The 18,148-nt window shown below is 71.3% G+C and carries 17 protein-coding genes; 10 read left to right on the top strand and 7 right to left on the bottom strand.

From position 1 onward, the window contains the following. Nucleotides 1-5 precede the first annotated feature (5 nt). The 5 genes from ACEN9V_RS13725 to ACEN9V_RS13745 form a co-directional block, all read right to left on the bottom strand. Entirely contained in the window at nt 6-800 is a 795-nt protein-coding gene (locus ACEN9V_RS13725; RefSeq protein ID WP_413600758.1) for an oxygenase MpaB family protein, read from the bottom strand. A 32-nt stretch (nt 801-832) separates the two neighbouring features. Next, nucleotides 833-1,234, bottom strand: coding sequence for a hypothetical protein (locus ACEN9V_RS13730; protein WP_413600759.1), 402 nt, complete (start codon nt 1,232-1,234; stop codon nt 833-835). A gap of 55 nt (nt 1,235-1,289) precedes the next feature. After that, a complete protein-coding gene (locus ACEN9V_RS13735; protein ID WP_413600760.1) occupies nt 1,290-1,583 on the bottom strand; it encodes a hypothetical protein in 294 nt (97 codons plus the stop codon). A 34-nt stretch (nt 1,584-1,617) separates the two neighbouring features. Further along, entirely contained in the window at nt 1,618-2,052 is a 435-nt protein-coding gene (locus ACEN9V_RS13740; RefSeq protein ID WP_281265940.1) for an ester cyclase, read from the bottom strand. A 68-nt stretch (nt 2,053-2,120) separates the two neighbouring features. Beyond that, a complete protein-coding gene (locus ACEN9V_RS13745) occupies nt 2,121-3,746 on the bottom strand; it encodes a RecQ family ATP-dependent DNA helicase (RefSeq protein WP_413600761.1) in 1,626 nt (541 codons plus the stop codon). Nucleotides 3,747-4,043: 297 nt separating this feature from the next. On the opposite strand from ACEN9V_RS13745, the gene sucC reads away from it, so the two are divergent. The 9 genes from sucC to ACEN9V_RS13790 all read left to right on the top strand — a co-directional run bounded on the left by sucC (nt 4,044) and on the right by ACEN9V_RS13790 (nt 15,890). After that, nucleotides 4,044-5,213: an ADP-forming succinate--CoA ligase subunit beta gene (gene sucC, locus ACEN9V_RS13750; RefSeq protein ID WP_281265939.1), complete on the top strand. Its 1,170-nt coding sequence runs from the start codon at nt 4,044-4,046 to the stop codon at nt 5,211-5,213. 11 nt (nt 5,214-5,224) lie between these two features. Next, nucleotides 5,225-6,112, top strand: a complete 888-nt coding sequence (sucD, locus tag ACEN9V_RS13755) for a succinate--CoA ligase subunit alpha (RefSeq protein WP_281265938.1) — start codon at nt 5,225-5,227, stop codon at nt 6,110-6,112. A gap of 111 nt (nt 6,113-6,223) precedes the next feature. Next, nucleotides 6,224-6,724, top strand: coding sequence for a hypothetical protein (locus ACEN9V_RS13760; protein WP_413600762.1), 501 nt, complete (start codon nt 6,224-6,226; stop codon nt 6,722-6,724). An 89-nt stretch (nt 6,725-6,813) separates the two neighbouring features. Further along, nucleotides 6,814-8,808, top strand: a complete 1,995-nt coding sequence (locus ACEN9V_RS13765; RefSeq protein ID WP_413600763.1) for a DUF6350 family protein — start codon at nt 6,814-6,816, stop codon at nt 8,806-8,808. Nucleotides 8,809-8,838: 30 nt separating this feature from the next. After that, nucleotides 8,839-9,432 (top strand): phosphoribosylglycinamide formyltransferase, encoded by a 594-nt coding sequence (purN, locus tag ACEN9V_RS13770; RefSeq protein ID WP_281265936.1) that lies wholly within the window; start codon nt 8,839-8,841, stop codon nt 9,430-9,432. After that, nucleotides 9,429-11,048, top strand: coding sequence for a bifunctional phosphoribosylaminoimidazolecarboxamide formyltransferase/IMP cyclohydrolase (gene purH, locus ACEN9V_RS13775; RefSeq protein ID WP_413600764.1), 1,620 nt, complete (start codon nt 9,429-9,431; stop codon nt 11,046-11,048). The genes purN and purH overlap by 4 nt, the downstream gene beginning before the upstream one ends. Before the next feature lie 669 nt (nt 11,049-11,717). After that, complete coding sequence (locus tag ACEN9V_RS13780; protein WP_413600765.1) at nt 11,718-13,526, top strand: ABC transporter ATP-binding protein; 1,809 nt, start codon at nt 11,718-11,720, stop codon at nt 13,524-13,526. Between the two features lie 92 nt (nt 13,527-13,618). Beyond that, complete coding sequence (locus ACEN9V_RS13785) at nt 13,619-15,427, top strand: ABC transporter ATP-binding protein (protein ID WP_413603065.1); 1,809 nt, start codon at nt 13,619-13,621, stop codon at nt 15,425-15,427. A gap of 37 nt (nt 15,428-15,464) precedes the next feature. Beyond that, nucleotides 15,465-15,890, top strand: a complete 426-nt coding sequence (locus tag ACEN9V_RS13790; protein ID WP_413600766.1) for a DUF805 domain-containing protein — start codon at nt 15,465-15,467, stop codon at nt 15,888-15,890. Between the two features lie 15 nt (nt 15,891-15,905). On the opposite strand, the gene ACEN9V_RS13795 is transcribed toward ACEN9V_RS13790, so the two are convergent. Continuing rightward, nucleotides 15,906-16,325, bottom strand: a complete 420-nt coding sequence (locus ACEN9V_RS13795; RefSeq protein ID WP_413600767.1) for an MGMT family protein — start codon at nt 16,323-16,325, stop codon at nt 15,906-15,908. Then, entirely contained in the window at nt 16,325-16,777 is a 453-nt protein-coding gene (locus ACEN9V_RS13800) for a GNAT family N-acetyltransferase (protein WP_413600768.1), read from the bottom strand. The genes ACEN9V_RS13795 and ACEN9V_RS13800 overlap by 1 nt, the downstream gene beginning before the upstream one ends. A 119-nt stretch (nt 16,778-16,896) precedes the next feature. Here ACEN9V_RS13800 and ACEN9V_RS13805 point away from each other — a divergent pair, with 119 nt between their 5' ends. Continuing rightward, the gene (locus ACEN9V_RS13805) at nt 16,897-18,144 is read left to right on the top strand and encodes an ROK family protein (protein WP_413600769.1); all 1,248 of its coding nucleotides are present in this window, start codon (nt 16,897-16,899) and stop codon (nt 18,142-18,144) included. Nucleotides 18,145-18,148: the final 4 nt, after the last annotated feature.

Below are 18,148 nucleotides of genomic sequence, written 5' to 3' on the forward strand. Positions count from 1 at the left end.
AATTGTCAGTGTGACAAGTACTGCTTCGCGATCCGTCGCATCTGTCGGAGCAGCAGCGGGCCGGGGAGGCGCCGCAGTGGTCCCGGCACGACGGCCCGGAAGCGCCGGACTCCTGCGGTCACCCGTGCGTACCGCCGTCGCTCGCGCGGGCCCCACGCGAAGCCGTACTGCGCGCGGACCGCATCGGGGAGCATGCCGACGGTCACGATCCGCACGAGCGGCATCGCGGCACGGACCCAGAGCGGCGCGAACCGCGGGTGCAGCAGGTCGCGCACCACGGCCCTCGCGTCGTCGGTGACCTGCAGCCCCGCGATCGTGCCGGTCCAGTAGTGCTCGAAGGCGGCGACGGAGTCTGGCCAGCGTCCCGCCGGCACCCGGAGCGCCACCCCGATCGGTTCGTAGGCGGCCAGCATGCGCTGGGCGAGCTCCGGGGGCACCGCGTCGCCGAACGCCTCGTGCGCCCGGAGCGCCGAGTCGTACAGCGTCGCCGCCACCCAGAGCTGCCGGTCGGCGTCGTCCGCACCCGTGACCGGTGCGTGCGCGCGGTGCACGAACGACGTCGCGATCGCCGCGTCCGAGGGCGAGCCGAGCATCACGGCGTAGATGTACATGAGCGTGTGGGCGAGCCGCTGCTGCGGCCGCCGCGCGAAGTCCGAGTGCCGGCGGACGCCGGCCGCGACCACCGGGTCGGCGATCTGCAGCAGGATCGCACGCCCGCCGGCGACGACGGGGGTGCTGTCCGCCAGGAACCGGTCGAGCACCCGGTCCCGACCACGGGGCGGACTGGAGGCTCGGCGCACGTCCGGCGCTGAGCCTCCCGTCCGTTCGCTGGTCACCGTCTCGTGCCCCGCTCGCGTCGGCGCGGCACCACGTCGATCGCGACGGCGCCGGCCAGGGCGGCTGCGCCGCCGACGAGCGCGGCGACGACGAAGGCGACGCTGCCGACCGGGCCGGTGCTCACCGCGACGAGCGTCGCGACGAGCCAGATCGCGGGGAGCGGCCAGCAGTGCGACGGCGTCGCGGCGACCACGGCGACGAGCACTCCGCCGATCAGCAGGGGCAACCAGAGGAGGTTCGTGCCGCAGGAGGGGCCGTAGGTCGACGGGCCGCACGCGGTCACGCCCGAGCGGACACCCGTGTGCGCCGAGGCGGCCACGAGCAGCAGTGACGCGATCGCCAGCAGCCGTGCGACCGCTGGCATGCCGCGGACACTGGCCTGGACACGACGGAGCACGGCTCGATGGTACCGAGCCGTGCTCCGTGGTCGATGCGGTGCTGGGCGGTGCTGACTACAGCGGCTTCGTGCCGAGGTCGTTCCCCAGGTCGGGGAGCTCGGAGTCGCCGTCGTGCTCCCACAGGTCCGGCGAGCCCTCGCGGGGCGCTCCGCCGGTGGGGCCGTCGTCGGTGCCGTCACCCGGCTGCGGTTCGACGGTCTCGCCGGCGACGGCGTCGTTCGTCACCGTCTCGAGGGACTCGTCGGTCTCGTCGACCTCGTACGGTCCGACGTGCTCGCGGTCGACGTCGTCGTCGCGGCGCTCCTCTGCGTCGAAGTCGTCGACGGGGCTGATGCCGGGATCGGTCATGGTGCTGCTCCTTCGTGGTCGGGTCGTGCCGGGGTCAGGCGCTGACGAACTTGGTGTCGTGCTCGCCGAGGCGGAGCTGCTCCGCCAGGCCCTTCTCGTCGGTGGAGCCCCAGCGCTCGACGATCTTGCCGTCGCGGAACTTCGACACCTGGATGCCGCGCACCGTGAAGTCGCGGCCGGTGGGCTCGTGGCCCTGGAACGGGCCGGTGTGGGTCCCGCGGATCGTGAAGACGGCGGTGATGTAGTCGTCGGTCACGACGAGCGGGTCCGGTTCGAGCGAGAGATCGGGGAACGCCGTCGTGAACTCGGTCCAGAAGTCCACGATGCCCGCGAGCCCAGGTGCCTGGTCCGGCGCCGGGTCGTGGTCGACGACGTCCTCGGCCCAGACCTCGCTGAACCGGTCGAACGCGCGCGCCTCGAGGATCTCGCCGAGTCGTTCCTGTGCCTGCTGGTTCTGTTCCGCCGTCATGGCGCTCCTTCCGTCGGGCCTCCTGGTGTACGCCGGGGCCCTGGCGGGTCGCCCAGGATGTGGGGGACTCAGACCCGTTCGAGCAGGTGCCGTTCGGCGATGTCCGCGAGGGCCAGGGTCCGGTACCCGGCGTCGTCGAAGAAGACGGTGAGCCGGTCGTCCTCGGTGCTCATCACGACACCCCGACCCCACTCGGTGTGCTCCACCGCTGCGTCGGGCGGCCACTCGGCGTCGTGTGCGCCGTCGACGCCCGTGGTCGCGTCCGCGGTCCCGGCTGAGCAGGTGTCGCAGTTCCCGCATGGCTCGTGGAGCTCGTCGCCGAAGTACCCGAGCAGGAACTGGCGGCGGCAACCAGACGTCTCGGCGAACCGGCGCATCATCGCGATGCGGGACTCCTCGATCGTCACGAGCTGGGCGGCGCGGTCCCGTGCGGCCTTCGCGGCGGCGGACGCGTCGCGCGGAGCGTCGGCGGCGCGCGCCAGCCCGTCGCCGTCGTCCGAGAGGACATCGGCGTCGAGGAGCGCGTTCGCCGCCCGTCCCGCGGTGCGCGCCGACAGTCCGGACGCGTTCGCCAGGTCGGCGCGGGCGATCGACCCGGTGGCGGGGACCGCGTCGAACACGGAGCGGAGCGATGCCGGACGCGGGCTGCCGGAGGCGAAGAACCTGCGGAGCCCGAGGTCCTCCTCGCGGTAGTGCAGCGTGGCGAGCCCCGGCGCACCGTCCCGCCCGGCGCGGCCGATCTCCTGGTGGTAGGCGTCGACGGACTCCGGCACGTCGGCGTGCACCACGAATCGCACGTCCGGCTTGTCGATCCCCATGCCGAACGCGCTCGTCGCCACGACGACCTCGACCGATCCGTCGTGGAACCCGGCGAGGACCTGCTCGCGGTCCGCCACCCGCAGTCCGGCGTGGTACGGCTTGGCGACCCGGCCGCGCTCGACGATCTCGTCGGCGTACACGAGCGTCTCCGCACGGGTCGCGACGTAGACGATGCCGGTTCCCTCGAGGCTGGCGACCTGGTCGACGACCGCCTCCCGTTTGCCCTCGTCGTCCCCGTGGCGGCGCACCTCGAGCCGGAGTTCCGGGCGGTCGAAGCCGGTGGCGAGGACGAGCGGGTCGCGCATCCGGAGCCGCTCGACGACGTCGTCACGCACGGGGCCGGAGCCCGTCGCCGTCAGCGCCAGCACTGGCGGGTGGCCGAGTCGCTCGACCACCTCGCCGAGTGCCAGGTAGTCCGGGCGGAAGTCGTGCCCCCACGACGACACGCAGTGCGCCTCGTCGACGGTCACCAGCGCCACGCCGACGTCCAGGAGTCGCTCGATGACGGTGTCCTTCACGAGCTGCTCCGGGGCGAGGAACACGTACCGGACCGCGCCGGCGGCGACGTCGTCCCACGCCTCGGTCAGGTCGCGCGTGCCCTTCGTGGCGTTCACCGTCACGGCACGAGGAGCGCCCGGGTGCTCGGCGAGCCCGACCACCTGGTCCTCCTGCAGGGCGACCAACGGCGAGACGACGACCACCAGGCCGTCGAGGGCGAGTCCGGCGACCTGGTAGATCGCGGACTTGCCGGCGCCGGTGGGCATCACCGCGAGGGCGTCCCTGCCGTCGAGGACCGCGTCGACGACGGTCTCCTGGTCGGGGTGGAGGTGCCAGCCGAAGACCTCGGCGGCTCGGGTTCGGAGTCCATCGTGCACCGGACCACCGTGCCGTCCGATGCCTGGGACGGTTTCCGGGATGCCGTCCCCCGGATCGCGCGTCCATGTGGCGACCCTTTGCTGTCTGTGCGGGCTGGTGCTGTCCGTTGTCTCGACGTCCGCGTGGCGACCCGTTGCTGTCTGTGCGGGCTGGTGCTGTCCGTTGTCTCGACGTCCATGTGGCGGCGCTAGGCTCTGTCACGGCCGTTGTCTCGACATCGAGCGACCCTCGATGCTGAGCGCTGCGACCTGCGAAACCGATGCCGATCGCACGACGAGTGCGGGAAGAAGAACAGCGTGGATCTTTTCGAGTATCAGGCCAGGGACCTCTTCGAGTCCTACGGCGTCCCCGTTCTGCAGGGGATCATCGCCGACACCCCAGAGGAGGCGAGGGCAGCGGCCGAGAAGATCGGCGGCGTCGTCGTCGTGAAGGCCCAGGTGAAGGTCGGCGGCCGTGGCAAGGCGGGCGGCGTGAAGGTCGCGAAGACCCCGGACGAGGCGTTCGAGCACGCCCAGGCCATCCTCGGCCTCGACATCAAGGGCCACACCGTCAAGCGCGTCATGATCGCGCAGGGAGCGGACATCGCCGAGGAGTTCTACTTCTCGGTGCTCCTCGACCGCGCCAACCGCTCCTACCTGTCGCTCGTCAGCGTCGAGGGCGGCATGGAGATCGAGCAGCTCGCGGTCGAGAAGCCCGAGGCGCTCGCACGCGTCGAGGTCGACCCGCTGACCGGGATCGACAAGGCGGCTGCGCTCGACATCGCGACGCAGGCGAACTTCCCCGAGGCGCTCCGCGACCAGGTCGCCGACGTGTTCGTGAAGCTCTACGACGTCTACAAGGGCGAGGACGCCACCCTGGTCGAGGTGAACCCCCTCGTCCGCACCGGCGACGGCCAGATCCTGGCGCTCGACGGCAAGGTCTCCCTCGACGAGAACGCGGACTTCCGTCACGACGCCCACAAGGCGCTCGAGGACACCGCGAGCGAGGACCCGCTCGAGGCCAAGGCGAAGGCCCACGGCCTCAACTACGTGAAGCTCGACGGCCAGGTCGGCGTCATCGGCAACGGCGCGGGGCTCGTCATGTCGACGCTCGACGTCGTCGCGTACGCCGGAGAACGTCACGGCGGTGTGAAGCCCGCCAACTTCCTCGACATCGGCGGCGGCGCCTCGGCAGAGGTCATGGCGAACGGCCTCGACGTGATCCTCGGCGACCCGCAGGTGAAGAGCGTCTTCGTGAACGTCTTCGGCGGCATCACCGCCTGCGACGCCGTCGCGAACGGCATCGTCGCCGCGCTCGGCATCCTCGGCGACGCGGCCACCAAGCCGCTCGTCGTGCGCCTCGACGGCAACAACGTGGAAGAGGGTCGCCGGATCCTGGCGGAGGCGGCGCACCCGCTCGTCACCGTCGCCGCGACCATGGACGATGCGGCCGAGCAGGCCGCCGAACTCGCTGCAGCAGCGGCCTGAAGGGACTGACCATGTCGATCTTCCTCAACAAGGACTCCAAGGTCATCGTCCAGGGCATCACCGGTGGCGAGGGCACGAAGCACACCGCCCTCATGCTGAAGGCCGGCACCCAGGTCGTCGGTGGTGTGAACGCGCGCAAGGCCGGCACGACCGTCACCCACGGCGACGTCACCCTGCCGGTGTTCGGCTCGGTGCGCGAGGCCATCGACACCACGGGTGCCGACGTCTCGATCGTCTTCGTCCCGCCGGCGTTCGCGAAGGACGCCGTGCTCGAAGCGATCGACGCGGAGATCCCGCTCGTCGTCGTGATCACCGAGGGCATCCCCGTGCAGGACTCGGCGGAGTTCTGGGCGCACGCCAAGGCGAAGGGCGGGACGACCCGCATCATCGGTCCGAACTGCCCCGGCATCATCACCCCGGGGGAGTCGCTCGTCGGCATCACCCCGGCGACGATCACCGGCAAGGGCCCGATCGGCCTCGTCTCGAAGTCGGGCACCCTGACCTACCAGATGATGTACGAGCTCCGTGACCTCGGCTTCTCCACCGCCATCGGCATCGGCGGCGACCCGGTCATCGGCACCACGCACATCGACGCGCTCGCCGCGTTCGAGGCGGACCCCGAGACCGAGGCGATCGTCATGATCGGCGAGATCGGTGGCGACGCCGAAGAGCGTGCGGCGGACTACATCAAGGCCCACGTCACGAAGCCGGTCGTCGGGTACGTCGCCGGGTTCACCGCGCCCGAGGGCAAGACGATGGGCCACGCGGGCGCGATCGTGTCCGGATCCGCCGGCACGGCCGAGGCGAAGAAGCAGGCACTCGAGGCGGCCGGCGTCAAGGTCGGCAAGACGCCGTCCGAGACGGCTGCGCTGCTGCGCGAGGTGGTCGCCGCCCGCTAGCGGGTCGCGTCCACGTCAGGACTGCCGGGAGGCTCGGTGCGGGTTCCGCACCGAGCCTCCCGTCGTTCCCGGTCCGGCACCAGTGCCCGGCGCCACCGGTAGCCTCACCGCATGCCCGAACCGTCCGCTGCTGTGCCGCGCACGATCAGACCGCCAGCGTCCCGAGGATGGATCGTCGCCGGTGGCACCCTGGTGGTGATCGCGATCGGTGCCGTCGTCTCGCCGCTGCGCTCCGTCGTCGCCGGTGACGGGGTCCCGCTCTGGTTCCTCGCCGTCGTACTGCTGGCGACCGGCGGCTGGTTCGTTGTCTACGCCGTGCTCGCCCGACCGCGACACGATGGGGAACGCCCGCTCGACCCGGAAGCGGCGACGATGCCGAGGGACCCGGCGATCTACGACCCGGCGGACTACGAACCGCACGCCGGGTACGTGACGGACGTCTCCGGTCGGACGAACACCACGCCGCTCTCGGTCGTGATCGCCGTCGTCGCCGGGTTCGCGACGGTGTTCGTGTCCGGGGCGTTCGGGGTCGACCGGTGGGTCGCGTACGGTCTCGCGGTGATCGTCGCCGTGGTGACCTCGCAAGTCTGGTCGCTCACTGGTCGGCGCTGACGCTCCACAGGGGTCCACGTCCTGCTGACTCTCCACAGGAGCCGCGCGGCACCCTCGGAGTCGGCGGATCGGCACGTATCCTCGCTGCGATGAACCGCCTGGGAACCGCACTGCTCGCCGCCGTCGAGGCGATCGTGACGGTCGGCGTGGGCGTCGGGATCGCGCTCGTGCCGCTGACGCTCCTCTGGGGCTTCGAGTACGGCCTGCAGGTCGACTGGGACGTGTTCTGGAAGGCAGCGGGCAGCGTCTGGCTGGTCGGACACGGCGTCGACGTGACGTTCGTGCTCGGGGCCGCCACCGCGAAGGCCTCCGGGGTCAGCGGTGCCGCCGACCCGATCTCGGTCACGCTCGCCGCGCTCGGGTTCGCACTCGTCACGGCATGGCTCGGCGGGCGAGCCGGACGACGGTTCGCCGAGACGGAGCACCGCGTCACTGGCGTGCTCGTCGGCACCGGGGTGGTCGCCGCCCTCGGGCTCGGCCTCGCGCTGTCCTCCACGTCCGCGGCGACACAGCCGACCGTGTGGCAGGCCGTGGTGTTCCCGGCGCTGTGGTTCGGGATCCCGGCGCTCGTCGCGGCAGAGGTCTGCCGTCGCCGTCGCTCCATGCCGGCCGATCCGGTCACCGCGTGGGTCATCGGGCAGCTCGACCGCGTGCCGGCGGTGTGGCGTTCGGTCGCGGGCTTCGGGCTGCGAGCCGGTACCGCTGCGAGCGCGATGGTCGTCGCCGCCGCCGCGGTCGTCGTCGGCTTCCTGCTCTTCGGCTCCTTCGCCGAGGTCATCACCCTGTACGAGCGCTCGCACGCCGGGGTCGTCGGTGGGATCTCGCTGACGATCGGGCAGCTGGCGTTCCTGCCGGACTTCGTCGGCTGGGCGACCTCGTGGCTCGTCGGCCCCGGGTTCGCGATCGGCACCGGTTCGAGCGTCTCGCCGATCGGCACCACCCTCGGGCCGATCCCGAGCATCCCCGTCTTCGGTGCGCTGCCGTCGTCCGGACACACGTTCGGTCTGCTGTGGGTGCTCGTCCCCGTTCTCGCCGGGTTCGCGGTCGGCGGGTTGCTGCGACCGCGCCTGGTCCGTGCACTCGGGTCCGAGGACAGCGCGCTGCACCGCGCCGCCGGCGGGCTCGCGACCGGCATCGTCGCCGGGGTGCTCACCGGGCTCGTCGCCTGGTTGTCGTCCGGGTCGTTCGGACCGGGGCGTCTGGCCGACGTCGGACCGCACGCGCTGGTCGTCGGGTCGCTCGCAGCGCTCGAGGTCGGCGTGCCCGCGATCGTGGCCCTCGCCGTCGGGCAGGACCTCGTGCGGATGCCCGAGCGCACCTGGACCCGGGAGCGCTGGCACGAGACCGAGGACGACCAGGACGCTGCGTCCGTGCAGGCCGAGGGCTCGCTGCTCGACGCGCTCGATCGTGCGGGTGCCGGGCGGACGACCGACGTGCACCGGTTCGTGGTCGAGGAAGCGCACGACGGTGCGCGCCGCGCGGACGTGCCGTCGCGAGCCGGAGCGCCGGAGCCGGACGATGCCGTGACCGAGACCATCGAGGACGACGTGCGGGGCCAGGTGGACGCACCACGGGCCTCCCGTCCGGTGTCGGCGCCGGACCGTGACGCGGACGCCGATGTGGAGATCCCCGAGTGGGCGCGCACCGGTGCCGTCGTGTCGCCGACGACCGCGCCGGCGTCGTCCGAGCCGCTCCGCCGGGGCGGCAGCATCCGTGACCGTCTGCGCGGCGCTGCCGACGGCGTCCGTGGCCGTGCCGACGACCTGCGTGAGCGGGCCAGCGGGATCCGCGACCGAGCCGGGGACCTGCGCGACCGGGTGACCGGTGCGGACGCCGAGCGGCCGGACAGTGCACCGGACGACCGCCCGGACCGGCACCGTCCCGAGCGGCCCGAGGTCGCGGGCGCGCGCGACGAGCAGCCGGCGTTCCCCTGGAGCACCGAGGAGTTCGTGGCAGGGCGCGACGACGTCGACGAGCAGTCGGCAGCACCGGCGCCCACCCAGCAGCCGCGGTGGGACGCCACCGACCAGATCGCCGACGACGAGCTGCCGTGGTGGCGCCGACCCAAGGACGACCGGGCGTAGCAGCGCACCACCGCCGGTAGGCTTGTCCCCGTGCTCGAACTGGTGGTCCTGATCTCCGGTGCCGGATCGAACCTCCGGGCCCTGCTCGAAGCGACCCGCGACGCGGAGTACCCCGCGCGGGTCGTCGCCATCGGGGCCGACCGTGACGCCGAGGGACTCGGTCTCGGCGAGGAGTACTCGATCCCGACCTTCACGGTGCCGTTCTCCCGGTACGAGACCCGTGCCGAGTGGGGTCAGGCGCTCGCCGAGCAGATCCGGCCCTGGTCGCCAGATCTCCTCGTCCTCTCCGGGCTGATGCGCCTGCTGCCGCCGGCCGTCGTGTCCGAGTTCGGTCCCGCGATCATCAACACGCACCCCGCGTACCTGCCGGAGTTCCCCGGTGCCCACGGCGTGCGTGACGCGTTGGCGGCCGGGGTCGGGCAGACCGGTGCGAGCGTCATCAAGGTCGACGACGGCGTCGACAGCGGCCCGATCCTCGCCCAGGAGCGCGTCCCCGTGCTCCCCGGTGACTCCGAGTCGACGCTGCACGACCGCATCAAACCGGTCGAGCGGCGCCTGCTCATCCAGACCATCCTCGACATCGCCAACGGCACCACCGATCTGAAGGGCACCACGAGCGCATGAGCGTGCACGCAGCCGACCCCAGCCTGTACCGCGACCGGGACGTCGTGCCCGTGCGTCGCGCACTCATCTCGGTGAGCGACAAGTCCGGCCTGCTCGAGCTCGCCGGTGCCCTCGCCGACTCCGGTGTCGAGATCGTGTCGACGGGGTCCACCGCGCAGACGATCCGTGACGCGGGCTACGCCGTGACCGACGTCGCGAGCGTGACGGGCTTCCCCGAGTCGCTCGACGGTCGCGTGAAGACCCTGCACCCGTCGGTGCACGCCGGGCTCCTCGCCGACCTGCGTCTGGAGTCGCACGAGCAGCAGCTCGGCGAGCTCGGCATCGAGCCGTTCCAGCTCGTCGTCGTGAACCTGTACCCGTTCGTCGAGACCGTCGCGTCGGGTGCCGACACCGCGACCGTCGTCGAGAACGTCGACATCGGCGGCCCGGCGATGGTCCGCGCGTCGGCGAAGAACCACCCGAACGTGGCGATCGTCGTGTCGCCGTCCTCCTACGCCGAGGTCGTCGAGGCCGTCCGTGCCGGCGGGACGTCGCTCGAGCTCCGGAAGCGCCTCGCGGCGCAGGCGTTCGCGCACACGGCGGCGTACGACACCGCGGTGGCGTCGTACTTCGCGTCCGACGTGGTCGCAGCCGCCGGTCACGACATCGAGACCCCCGGAGCGTTCGACGAGACGCTGTCGCTCGGCGGTTCGCTGCACGCCACCCTCCGCTACGGCGAGAACGCGCACCAGGCGGCGGCGCTGTACACCTCCGACGGCGGCACGGGCATCGCGCAGGCGACGCAGCTGCACGGCAAGGAGATGTCCTACAACAACTACGTCGACGCCGACGCGGCCATCCGTGCGGCGTTCGACTTCGACACACCGGCCGTGGCGATCATCAAGCACGCCAACCCCTGCGGCATCGCGATCGCACCCGTCGACGCGGCGGACCCCATCGCCGCCGCCCACGCCGCCGCGCACGCCTGCGACCCGCTGTCGGCGTTCGGCGGGGTGATCGCGGCGAACCGTCCCGTGACCGTCGCGATGGCCGAGACGGTCAAGGACATCTTCACCGAGGTCGTCGTCGCACCCGGGTTCGACCCCGAGGCGCTCGAGATCCTGTCGCGCAAGAAGAACATCCGCCTGCTCACGCTGCCCGCGGACTTCGCGCTCGCCCCGCGGGAGGTCAAGCAGATCTCCGGCGGGTTCCTCGTGCAGGACGCCGACCGCTTCACGACGTTCGACCAGTCCACCTGGAACCTCGTCTCGGGCGAGCCCGCGGACGACGCCACCCTGGCGGACCTGGCGTTCGCGTGGAAGGCCTCGCGCGCGGTGAAGTCGAACGCGATCCTGCTCGCGAACGCCGGCGCGTCCGTCGGTGTCGGCATGGGGCAGGTCAACCGGGTCGACTCGTGCCACCTCGCCGTGAACCGTGCCGGGGACCGCGCTGCCGGGTCGGTCGCCGCGTCCGATGCCTTCTTCCCGTTCGCCGACGGGCTCCAGGTGCTGCTCGACGCCGGCGTCCGTGCGGTGGCGCAGCCCGGGGGCAGCGTCCGCGACGAGGAGGTCATCGCCGCGGCGAAGGCAGCCGGCGTGACGATGTACTTCACGGGCGAGCGTCACTTCTTCCACTGAGGCCGACTGGTCACGACACCCCGCGTGTGTGTCGTCGAGTGGTCGTGGATCGTCGTTCGCGCGGGGTGTGAGCGACGGATCTTGACCACTCCGCAGAGCTGAGCGGGGTGTTGTGACCAGTCAGGCCTCAGCGAGCCCGCGGGTTTCGTCCACGGATTTGGCAAAAGCGCACGAAGCCTATTGCGCGCTGAGAGTCGCTGCGAATAGTCTGTAAGGCTCCGCGACAGGCACGCCGACGACTCCCAGGAGCCGGCGGCACCGCGGACACAACGGTGACGAAGACGACGACTGGAGTGACGATGAACACGACGACCGGAACAGTGGCGACGGCTGCCCGGGCAGGTCTCGTGTCCCTCGTGGGGACCACTCCCGCTCCGCGACCCCGACGGGCCGCGGCCGCCGCCTAGCCAGGCCGTTCCCACGGCCTCGCGGCGCCGCACCTGCACACGACAGCAGCTCGGCGACCGCGAACCACCCCGCTGAGAACCCGGGGGACGAGTGTCCCTCGGCGCCTACCGGCCCGACCGACGTCACGGAAGCGACGGCGGTGGCGCGCGACCACGCGCCCGGCTGATGATGACCACGCAACGCACACCGAGCCTCCAGGCCGGATCCGAGCAACCGACGGACCGACCTGCCCGTCTCGGCAGACGCATGAGGACGCAACGCATGTCCAAGTCGCCCACCACGGCGCGCCCGTCCACCTTCCGTGCCATCGCGCGGATCTACCCCTACGTGAAGCCCTACCAGGGCCGCCTCATCGCCGGCATGGCCGCGGCGATGGGTGCCTCCCTGGTGGCGCTCGCAATCCCCTACGTCCTGCAGTGGCTCGTCGACGGGCCGCTGTCCTCCAAGGACTCCGCCCAGATCTGGCCGGCCGGCCTCGGCGTGCTCGCCCTCGGCGTGCTCGAGGCGTTCTTCATCGCCTCGCGCCGCCGGATGGTGATGCGCCCGTCGACCCGCATCGAGACCAGCATGCGGAACGCGCTGTACGCCAAGCTGCAGGACCTGCCCGTGGCGTTCCACGACCGCTGGGAGTCCGGGCAGCTGCTGTCCCGGTCGGTCTCCGACCTGTCACTGATCCGTCGGTGGCTGGCGTTCGGCGTCGTGCTGCTCGTGGTGAACATCGTCACGATCGTCGTCGGCTTCGTCGTGCTGTTCACCTTCGGGTGGCTGCTCGGGCTGATCTTCCTCATCGCCTCGATCCCGCTCTGGATCAACGGGCTGTTGTTCGAGCGCCGGTACTCCGTCGTCGCGCGCCGCAGCCAGGACCAGGTCGGTGACCTCGCGACCAGTGTCGAGCAGTCGGTGCACGGCATCCGCGTGCTCAAGGCCTTCGGTCGCGGCGGCTACAAGCTCGAGGAGTTCAGCGAGCAGGCCGAGGCGCTCCGCGGCACGGAGATCAAGAAGGCGAAGGCCATCGCGAGCATCTGGCTGTGGCTGCTGCTCGTGCCGGACGTCGCGTTCGCGCTGTGCCTCCTCGCGGGCATCTACCTGGCGAGCCAGGGGCAGCTCAGCGTCGGGCAGCTGTTCGCGTTCTTCGCGACGGCGACGGTGCTGCGGTTCCCGATCGAGTCGATCGGCTTCCTGCTCTCGATGACGTTCGACACCCGCACGGCGGTCGACCGCTTCTTCGAGGTCATGGACTCCGAGAACACGATCACGGACCCGGAACACCCGAAGACGATCGTCGAGCCGCACGGGGCGCTGTCGTTCAACGCGGTGCACTTCCGCTACCAGGACTCGCCGCCGCAGTACGCGGACCTGATCAACGGCGTCGAGCTGCAGCTGCAGCCCGGCGAGACGATGGCGCTCGTCGGGTTGACCGGGTGCGGCAAGACGACGCTCCTGTCGCTCGTGCCGCGGCTCTACGACGTGACGGGTGGGTCGGTGACGATCGACGGCGTCGACATCCGCGACCTGACCCGCGAGGAACTCCGTCGCCACGTCGGCGTCGCGTTCGAGGACGCCACCCTGTTCTCGACGACGGTGCGGCAGAACGTGCTGCTCGGTCGCCCCGACGTCGAGGGCGAGGAAGCCGAGGCCCGGATGCGCGAGGCGCTCGACATCGCGCAGGCGTCCTTCGTGGACGACCTGCCGGACGGCGTCGACACCCGCGTCGGGGAAGAGGGGCTCTCGCTGTCCGGTGGGCAGCGACAGCGTCTGGCACTGGCCCGCGCGATCGCCGCACGACCGTCGGTGCTCGTCCTCGACGACCCGCTGTCGGCGCTCGACGTCGACACCGAGGCCAGGGTCGAGGCGGGGCTCCGCCGGGTCCTCGCGGAGACCACGTCGCTCATCGTCGCGCACCGTCCGTCCACCGTGACGCTCGCTGACCGCGTGGCGCTCATGGAGAACGGCGTCATCACCGCCGTCGGCACCCACTCGGAGCTGATGGCCACCAACGAGCACTACCGCTACGTCATCTCGTCGCTCGACGACGACGACGCGAACACCCGAGAGGAGGCGATGGCATGAGCCAGCAGACCGACCAGAACCTGCCTGGAGGCACGGCACCGGTCAGCGACGACGCTGCGGACACGCAGACTGCCGCGCCGATCACCGCATCCATCACCACCCTGGGCGTGCGCGGCGAGGAGCGCGAGGACTTCACCAAGGCGGAGAGCAAGCGCCTGCGGCGCCGCTCCCTCGCCCTGCTCGGGTCGCTCGCGGCTCCGCTGAAGCTCCGGCTCGTCCTGCTCGGCATCGTCGTGGTGGTGTCGACGGGCGGACAGGTCGCCGGCCCGGCACTCATCGCGTGGGGGATCGACAACGCCCTGCCGGCGGTGCTCGACCAGAACGACTGGGTGCCGGCGTTCGGCGTCGTCGCGACCTACATCGTGGTGGCGATCGCCGGCGCGGTGCTCACCGCGTGGTACACCGTGCTCGCGGCGCGCATCAGCCAGGCGATCCTGTTCGACCTCCGCAAGCGGGTGTTCCTGCACACGCAGCGGCTGTCGCTCGAGTTCCACGAGACGTACACGTCCGGCCGGATCATCTCCCGCCAGACGAGCGACCTGGACTCCATCCGCGAGCTCCTCGATTCGGGGCTGAACCAGCTCATCCAGGGCGTGCTCTACATGGGCTTCACCGCGGTGGCGCTCGTCTCGCTCGACCCGACGTCCGGGCTGGTGCTCGCGGTGTCGCTCGTCCCGCTCTGGTTCCTGATCCGCTGGTTCCAGACGAACTCGCAGACGCTGTTCCGGGCGACCCGTGTCACCTCGGCACGGGTGATCGTGCACTTCGTCGAGACGATGACCGGCATCAGGGCGGTGCAGGCGTTCCGCAAGGAGTCGCGCAACCGGGACGAGTACGGCGGCTACGTCGAGGACTACCGGGTGGCGAACACGAAGGTGTTCAACCTGTTCGGGACGTTCGACCCGGTGCTCGTGCTCATCGGCAACGCGACACTCGCCGCCGTGGTCATCGTGGGCGGCTTCCGGGTCGTCGGCGGGACGCTCGAGGTCGGTGCGCTGCTCGCGGTCGCGCTGTACGCCAAGCGCTTCTTCGACCCGGCGCAGGAACTCGCGATGTTCTACAACGGGTACCAGTCGGCATCGGCGGCGATGGAGAAGATCTCCGGCGTCCTCGAGGAACGGCCGAGCGTGCCGGAGCCCGTGAAGCCGACGAAGCTCGCCGACGCCCACGGCAAGATGGACTTCGACGACGTCGTGTTCGCCTACAACAAGGGCAAGGTCGTGCTCCCGGAGTTCGACCTGCACATCCCGGCAGGGCAGACCATCGCGCTCGTCGGGTCCACCGGTGCGGGGAAGTCGACGCTCGCCAAGCTGATGGCGCGCTTCTACGACCCGACGCAGGGGTCCGTGAAGCTCGACGGTGTCGACCTCCGCGACCTCGACTCGCGGGACATGCGCCGAGCGATCGTCATGGTGACGCAAGAGGCGTACCTGTTCTCCGGGACCGTGGCGGACAACATCGCGCTCGGCAAGCCGGGGGCGGAGCGCCACGAGATCGAGGCCGCGGCGAAGGCCGTCGGCGCGCACGAGTTCATCATGGCGCTGCCAGACGGGTACGACACCGACGTGAACAAGCGCGGCGGTCGTGTCTCGGCGGGCCAGCGGCAGCTGCTCTCGTTCGCGCGGGCGTTCATCGCTGACCCGAAGGTGCTCATCCTCGACGAGGCCACGGCGTCGCTCGACATCCCGTCCGAGCGGCTCGTGCAGGAGGGCCTGGAGACGCTGCTCGCCGACCGGACCGCGGTGATCATCGCGCACCGGTTGTCGACCGTGGCGATCGCCCACCGGGTGCTCGTGATGGAGTACGGCAAGATCGTCGAGGACGGCACGCCGGACGACCTGATCGCGGGCACCGGGCGCTTCGCCCAGCTGCACGCGGCCTGGCGCGACTCGCTGGTGTAGCGCGCTGCCGGGCTGGAGGACGTGGTTGGCTTGGGGGATGACCAACGACAGTCCGCAGCCCGGCGGCGTGGCCCTGCGCGACCCCTTCTACGGAGCGCCCTTCGCCGAGGCCGTCCGGCGCTTCTGGCGGAAGTACACCGTGTTCACCGGGCGGGCGTCGCGCGCGGAGTTCTGGTGGTGGTGGATCACGTCGTTGGCGATCGGCCTCGTGCTGCAGCTCGTGCCGCAGATCTTCACGCCGGACACCGCGATGCTCGAGAACCCGGTCGGTTCGTACCTGTTCGTGCTCTGGGCTCTCGCGACGCTCGTCGGTTCGCTCGCGCTGGGCGCCCGCCGGCTCCACGACGCGAACCGCTCCGGCTTCTGGCAGTTCCTGCACGTGCTCCCCGCCATCGGGTCGCTCGTCCTCTTCGTGATGTTCCTGCTGCCGTCGAACCCGAAGGGCACCCGCTTCGACCTCTAGGACCCGTGGGCCCGATCAGAACGGGTCGCGCGGGAAGTTCGGGTCACGCTCGTCGCGACCGTCGAATCCGTCGCGACCAACGGTGTCGGGTGACCAGCGCGCCCGACGCATGTCGAGCCTCCAGGTCGTGTCGCGCCACGTGAGCGGCGTGCCCTCGACCCGGTACTGCTCGAGCGCGCGCGCCTCGTGGTGGACGGGCGGGAGCCCGCCGGACCGCACCACGCGCCACCACGGCAGGTCTGCGCCCTCGTGCGCCATCACCTTGCCGACGGCGCGGGACGCCTTCGAGCCGAGGGCTGCGGCGACGTCGCCGTAGGTCATCACGCGACCCGGTGGGATCGTGCGCACCACCTCGGCCACGGCGGCGCCGAAGTCGTCGACCGGTGCTGCCGGTTCCAGCGGTGCTGCCGGTTCCAGCGGTGCTGCCGGTTCCACTACAGCGAGAGCACCGCGAAGTGGTCGCCGTACTGGGTCTCGCGGACGACGTCGAAGCCGACCGCGCGGAAGAACTCCTCCGGGCTGCCCTCGCCGGGTTCGTACACGACGGTGAGGCGTTCGAAGCCGCGGCTGCGGGCCTCGTCCGCGAGGCCGTGCACCGCGAAGCGCCCGATGCCCCTGCCCTGTGCGGTGGCGGACACGTTGACACGCCAGATGCACGCCTGCAGTTCCTCCTGCGGGTTGTCGGCGTCGAAGCTGCCGATGATCAGTCCGACGACCTCGTCGCCGTCGAGCACGACACGGGGCCACGACGCGCTCGGCTTGACGTCGGACTCGGCGACGCCGTAGGTCGTGGGCTGCACGAACTGCTCCTGCCCCGGCTTGAGCGTCAGGGAGTTGGCCGCGGCGGCGGTCGCTGCGGAGAGTTCTTCGAGGCGGAGGTCCGTCATGCGGTCAGGCTAACGGTGGTACCCGTGCGGGGGCCAGTGGGTCGCCCGTCCCGGGTGAGGCGGAGCGGGCCGGCGACACGGTGGGTCGCACGGCGGAGTCGGCACGATATGGTCCAGACATGGCGGAACACCGGCGCGGCGCGAACCTGCCGTCGATCGGCGGGTTCAACCGCACCGTCGTGCTCGACGCGGTCCGACGGTCGCCCGACGGGCTGAGCCGCGTGGAGCTCGCCGGTCGCACCGGACTCAGCGCGCAGACGGTGTCGAACGTCACGCGCTTCCTCATCGACGCGGGGATGATCGTCGAGTCGGGCACGATCGTGTCCGGGCGCGGCAAGCCCCGGACCATCCTCCGGCTCGAACCGGGCAGCCGGTTCGCGGTCGGTGTGCACGTCGACCCGGCCGTCGTCACCTACGTCCTGCTCGACCTCGCCGGCACCGTCGTCGGGTCGACCACCACCTCCACCCCGACCGCGGACGACCCCGAGCAGGTGGTGCGGACGATGGCCTCGGCGGTCGACCGCCTCATCGCGGACGCCGAGGTGGATCGGGACTCCGTGCTCGGTGTCGGCATCGCCAGTCCTGGTCCGATCGACATCGACGCCGGGATCGTCGTCGACCCGCCGTTCCTGCCCCGGTGGCGGGACGTGCCCCTGCGGGACGCCCTCGCCGAGGCAACCGGACACCCCGTGCTCCTCGAGAAGGACGTCACCGCGGCCGCGGTCGGCGAGATGTTCCTGGCGGGGGAGTCGTCGACCAGGAACTTCGCGTTCGTGTACTTCGGGACCGGGTTCGGTGTCGGGCTCGTCATCGACCACGAACCCGTGCGCGGGACCGGCGCGAACGCGGGTGACGCCGGACACCTGATGGTCGAGCTCGGGGTCCTCAGCGGGACGCCGGACAGCGCTGCCGACCGGGGTGAGGTGGGTTCCGCCGTCGCGCCAGAGCGTCTCGTCGGCATCGCCGCATCGCGGGGGCTCGACCTCGGGGTCGTCGCACCGTCGGACGTCGAGGCGGTCGACCGCGCGTGGGACGCGCTGGCAGCGGCGATCGACGACGGCGACCAGACGGCGCTCGAGCTCGCCGCCGACGCCGGCACCGTCATGGGACGCGCTGCCGTGCTCATCGTGAACCTGCTCGACATCGACCGCGTCGTGTTCGGCGGGCCGTTCTGGTCCCGCATCTCGGCTGCTGCGCTGCCCGCTGCCCGTGCGGCGATCACGGAGTCGCCGCTCCTCGTCCCGAAGCACCCGGTCACCGTCGTGGAGAGCGACCGTGGGGCGGACGTCGCCGCGGTGGGTGCCGCGTGCCTGGTGCTCGACGCCGCGTTGTCGCCGCGGGCGAGCGCCCTGCTCATCCGGCGCTGACGGG

Origin of the sequence: Curtobacterium sp. Curtsp57 (genome assembly GCF_047324335.1) — a bacterium.
Lineage (GTDB): Bacteria > Actinomycetota > Actinomycetes > Actinomycetales > Microbacteriaceae > Curtobacterium.

Bases quoted from the DNA above. Each gene is read 5' to 3' on its own strand.
- ACEN9V_RS13735 (WP_413600760.1), bottom strand. From the start codon at position 1,583: ATGACCGATCCCGGCATCAGCCCCGTCGACGACTTCGACGCAGAGGAG.
- ACEN9V_RS13740 (WP_281265940.1), bottom strand. From the start codon at position 2,052: ATGACGGCGGAACAGAACCAGCAGGCACAGGAACGACTCGGCGAGATC.
- sucD (WP_281265938.1), top strand. From the start codon at position 5,225: ATGTCGATCTTCCTCAACAAGGACTCCAAGGTCATCGTCCAGGGCATC.
- ACEN9V_RS13760 (WP_413600762.1), top strand. From the start codon at position 6,224: ATGCCCGAACCGTCCGCTGCTGTGCCGCGCACGATCAGACCGCCAGCG.
- ACEN9V_RS13765 (WP_413600763.1), top strand. From the start codon at position 6,814: ATGAACCGCCTGGGAACCGCACTGCTCGCCGCCGTCGAGGCGATCGTG.
- purH (WP_413600764.1), top strand. From the start codon at position 9,429: ATGAGCGTGCACGCAGCCGACCCCAGCCTGTACCGCGACCGGGACGTC.
- ACEN9V_RS13780 (WP_413600765.1), top strand. From the start codon at position 11,718: ATGTCCAAGTCGCCCACCACGGCGCGCCCGTCCACCTTCCGTGCCATC.
- ACEN9V_RS13790 (WP_413600766.1), top strand. From the start codon at position 15,465: ATGACCAACGACAGTCCGCAGCCCGGCGGCGTGGCCCTGCGCGACCCC.
- ACEN9V_RS13800 (WP_413600768.1), bottom strand. From the start codon at position 16,777: ATGACGGACCTCCGCCTCGAAGAACTCTCCGCAGCGACCGCCGCCGCG.
- ACEN9V_RS13805 (WP_413600769.1), top strand. From the start codon at position 16,897: ATGGCGGAACACCGGCGCGGCGCGAACCTGCCGTCGATCGGCGGGTTC.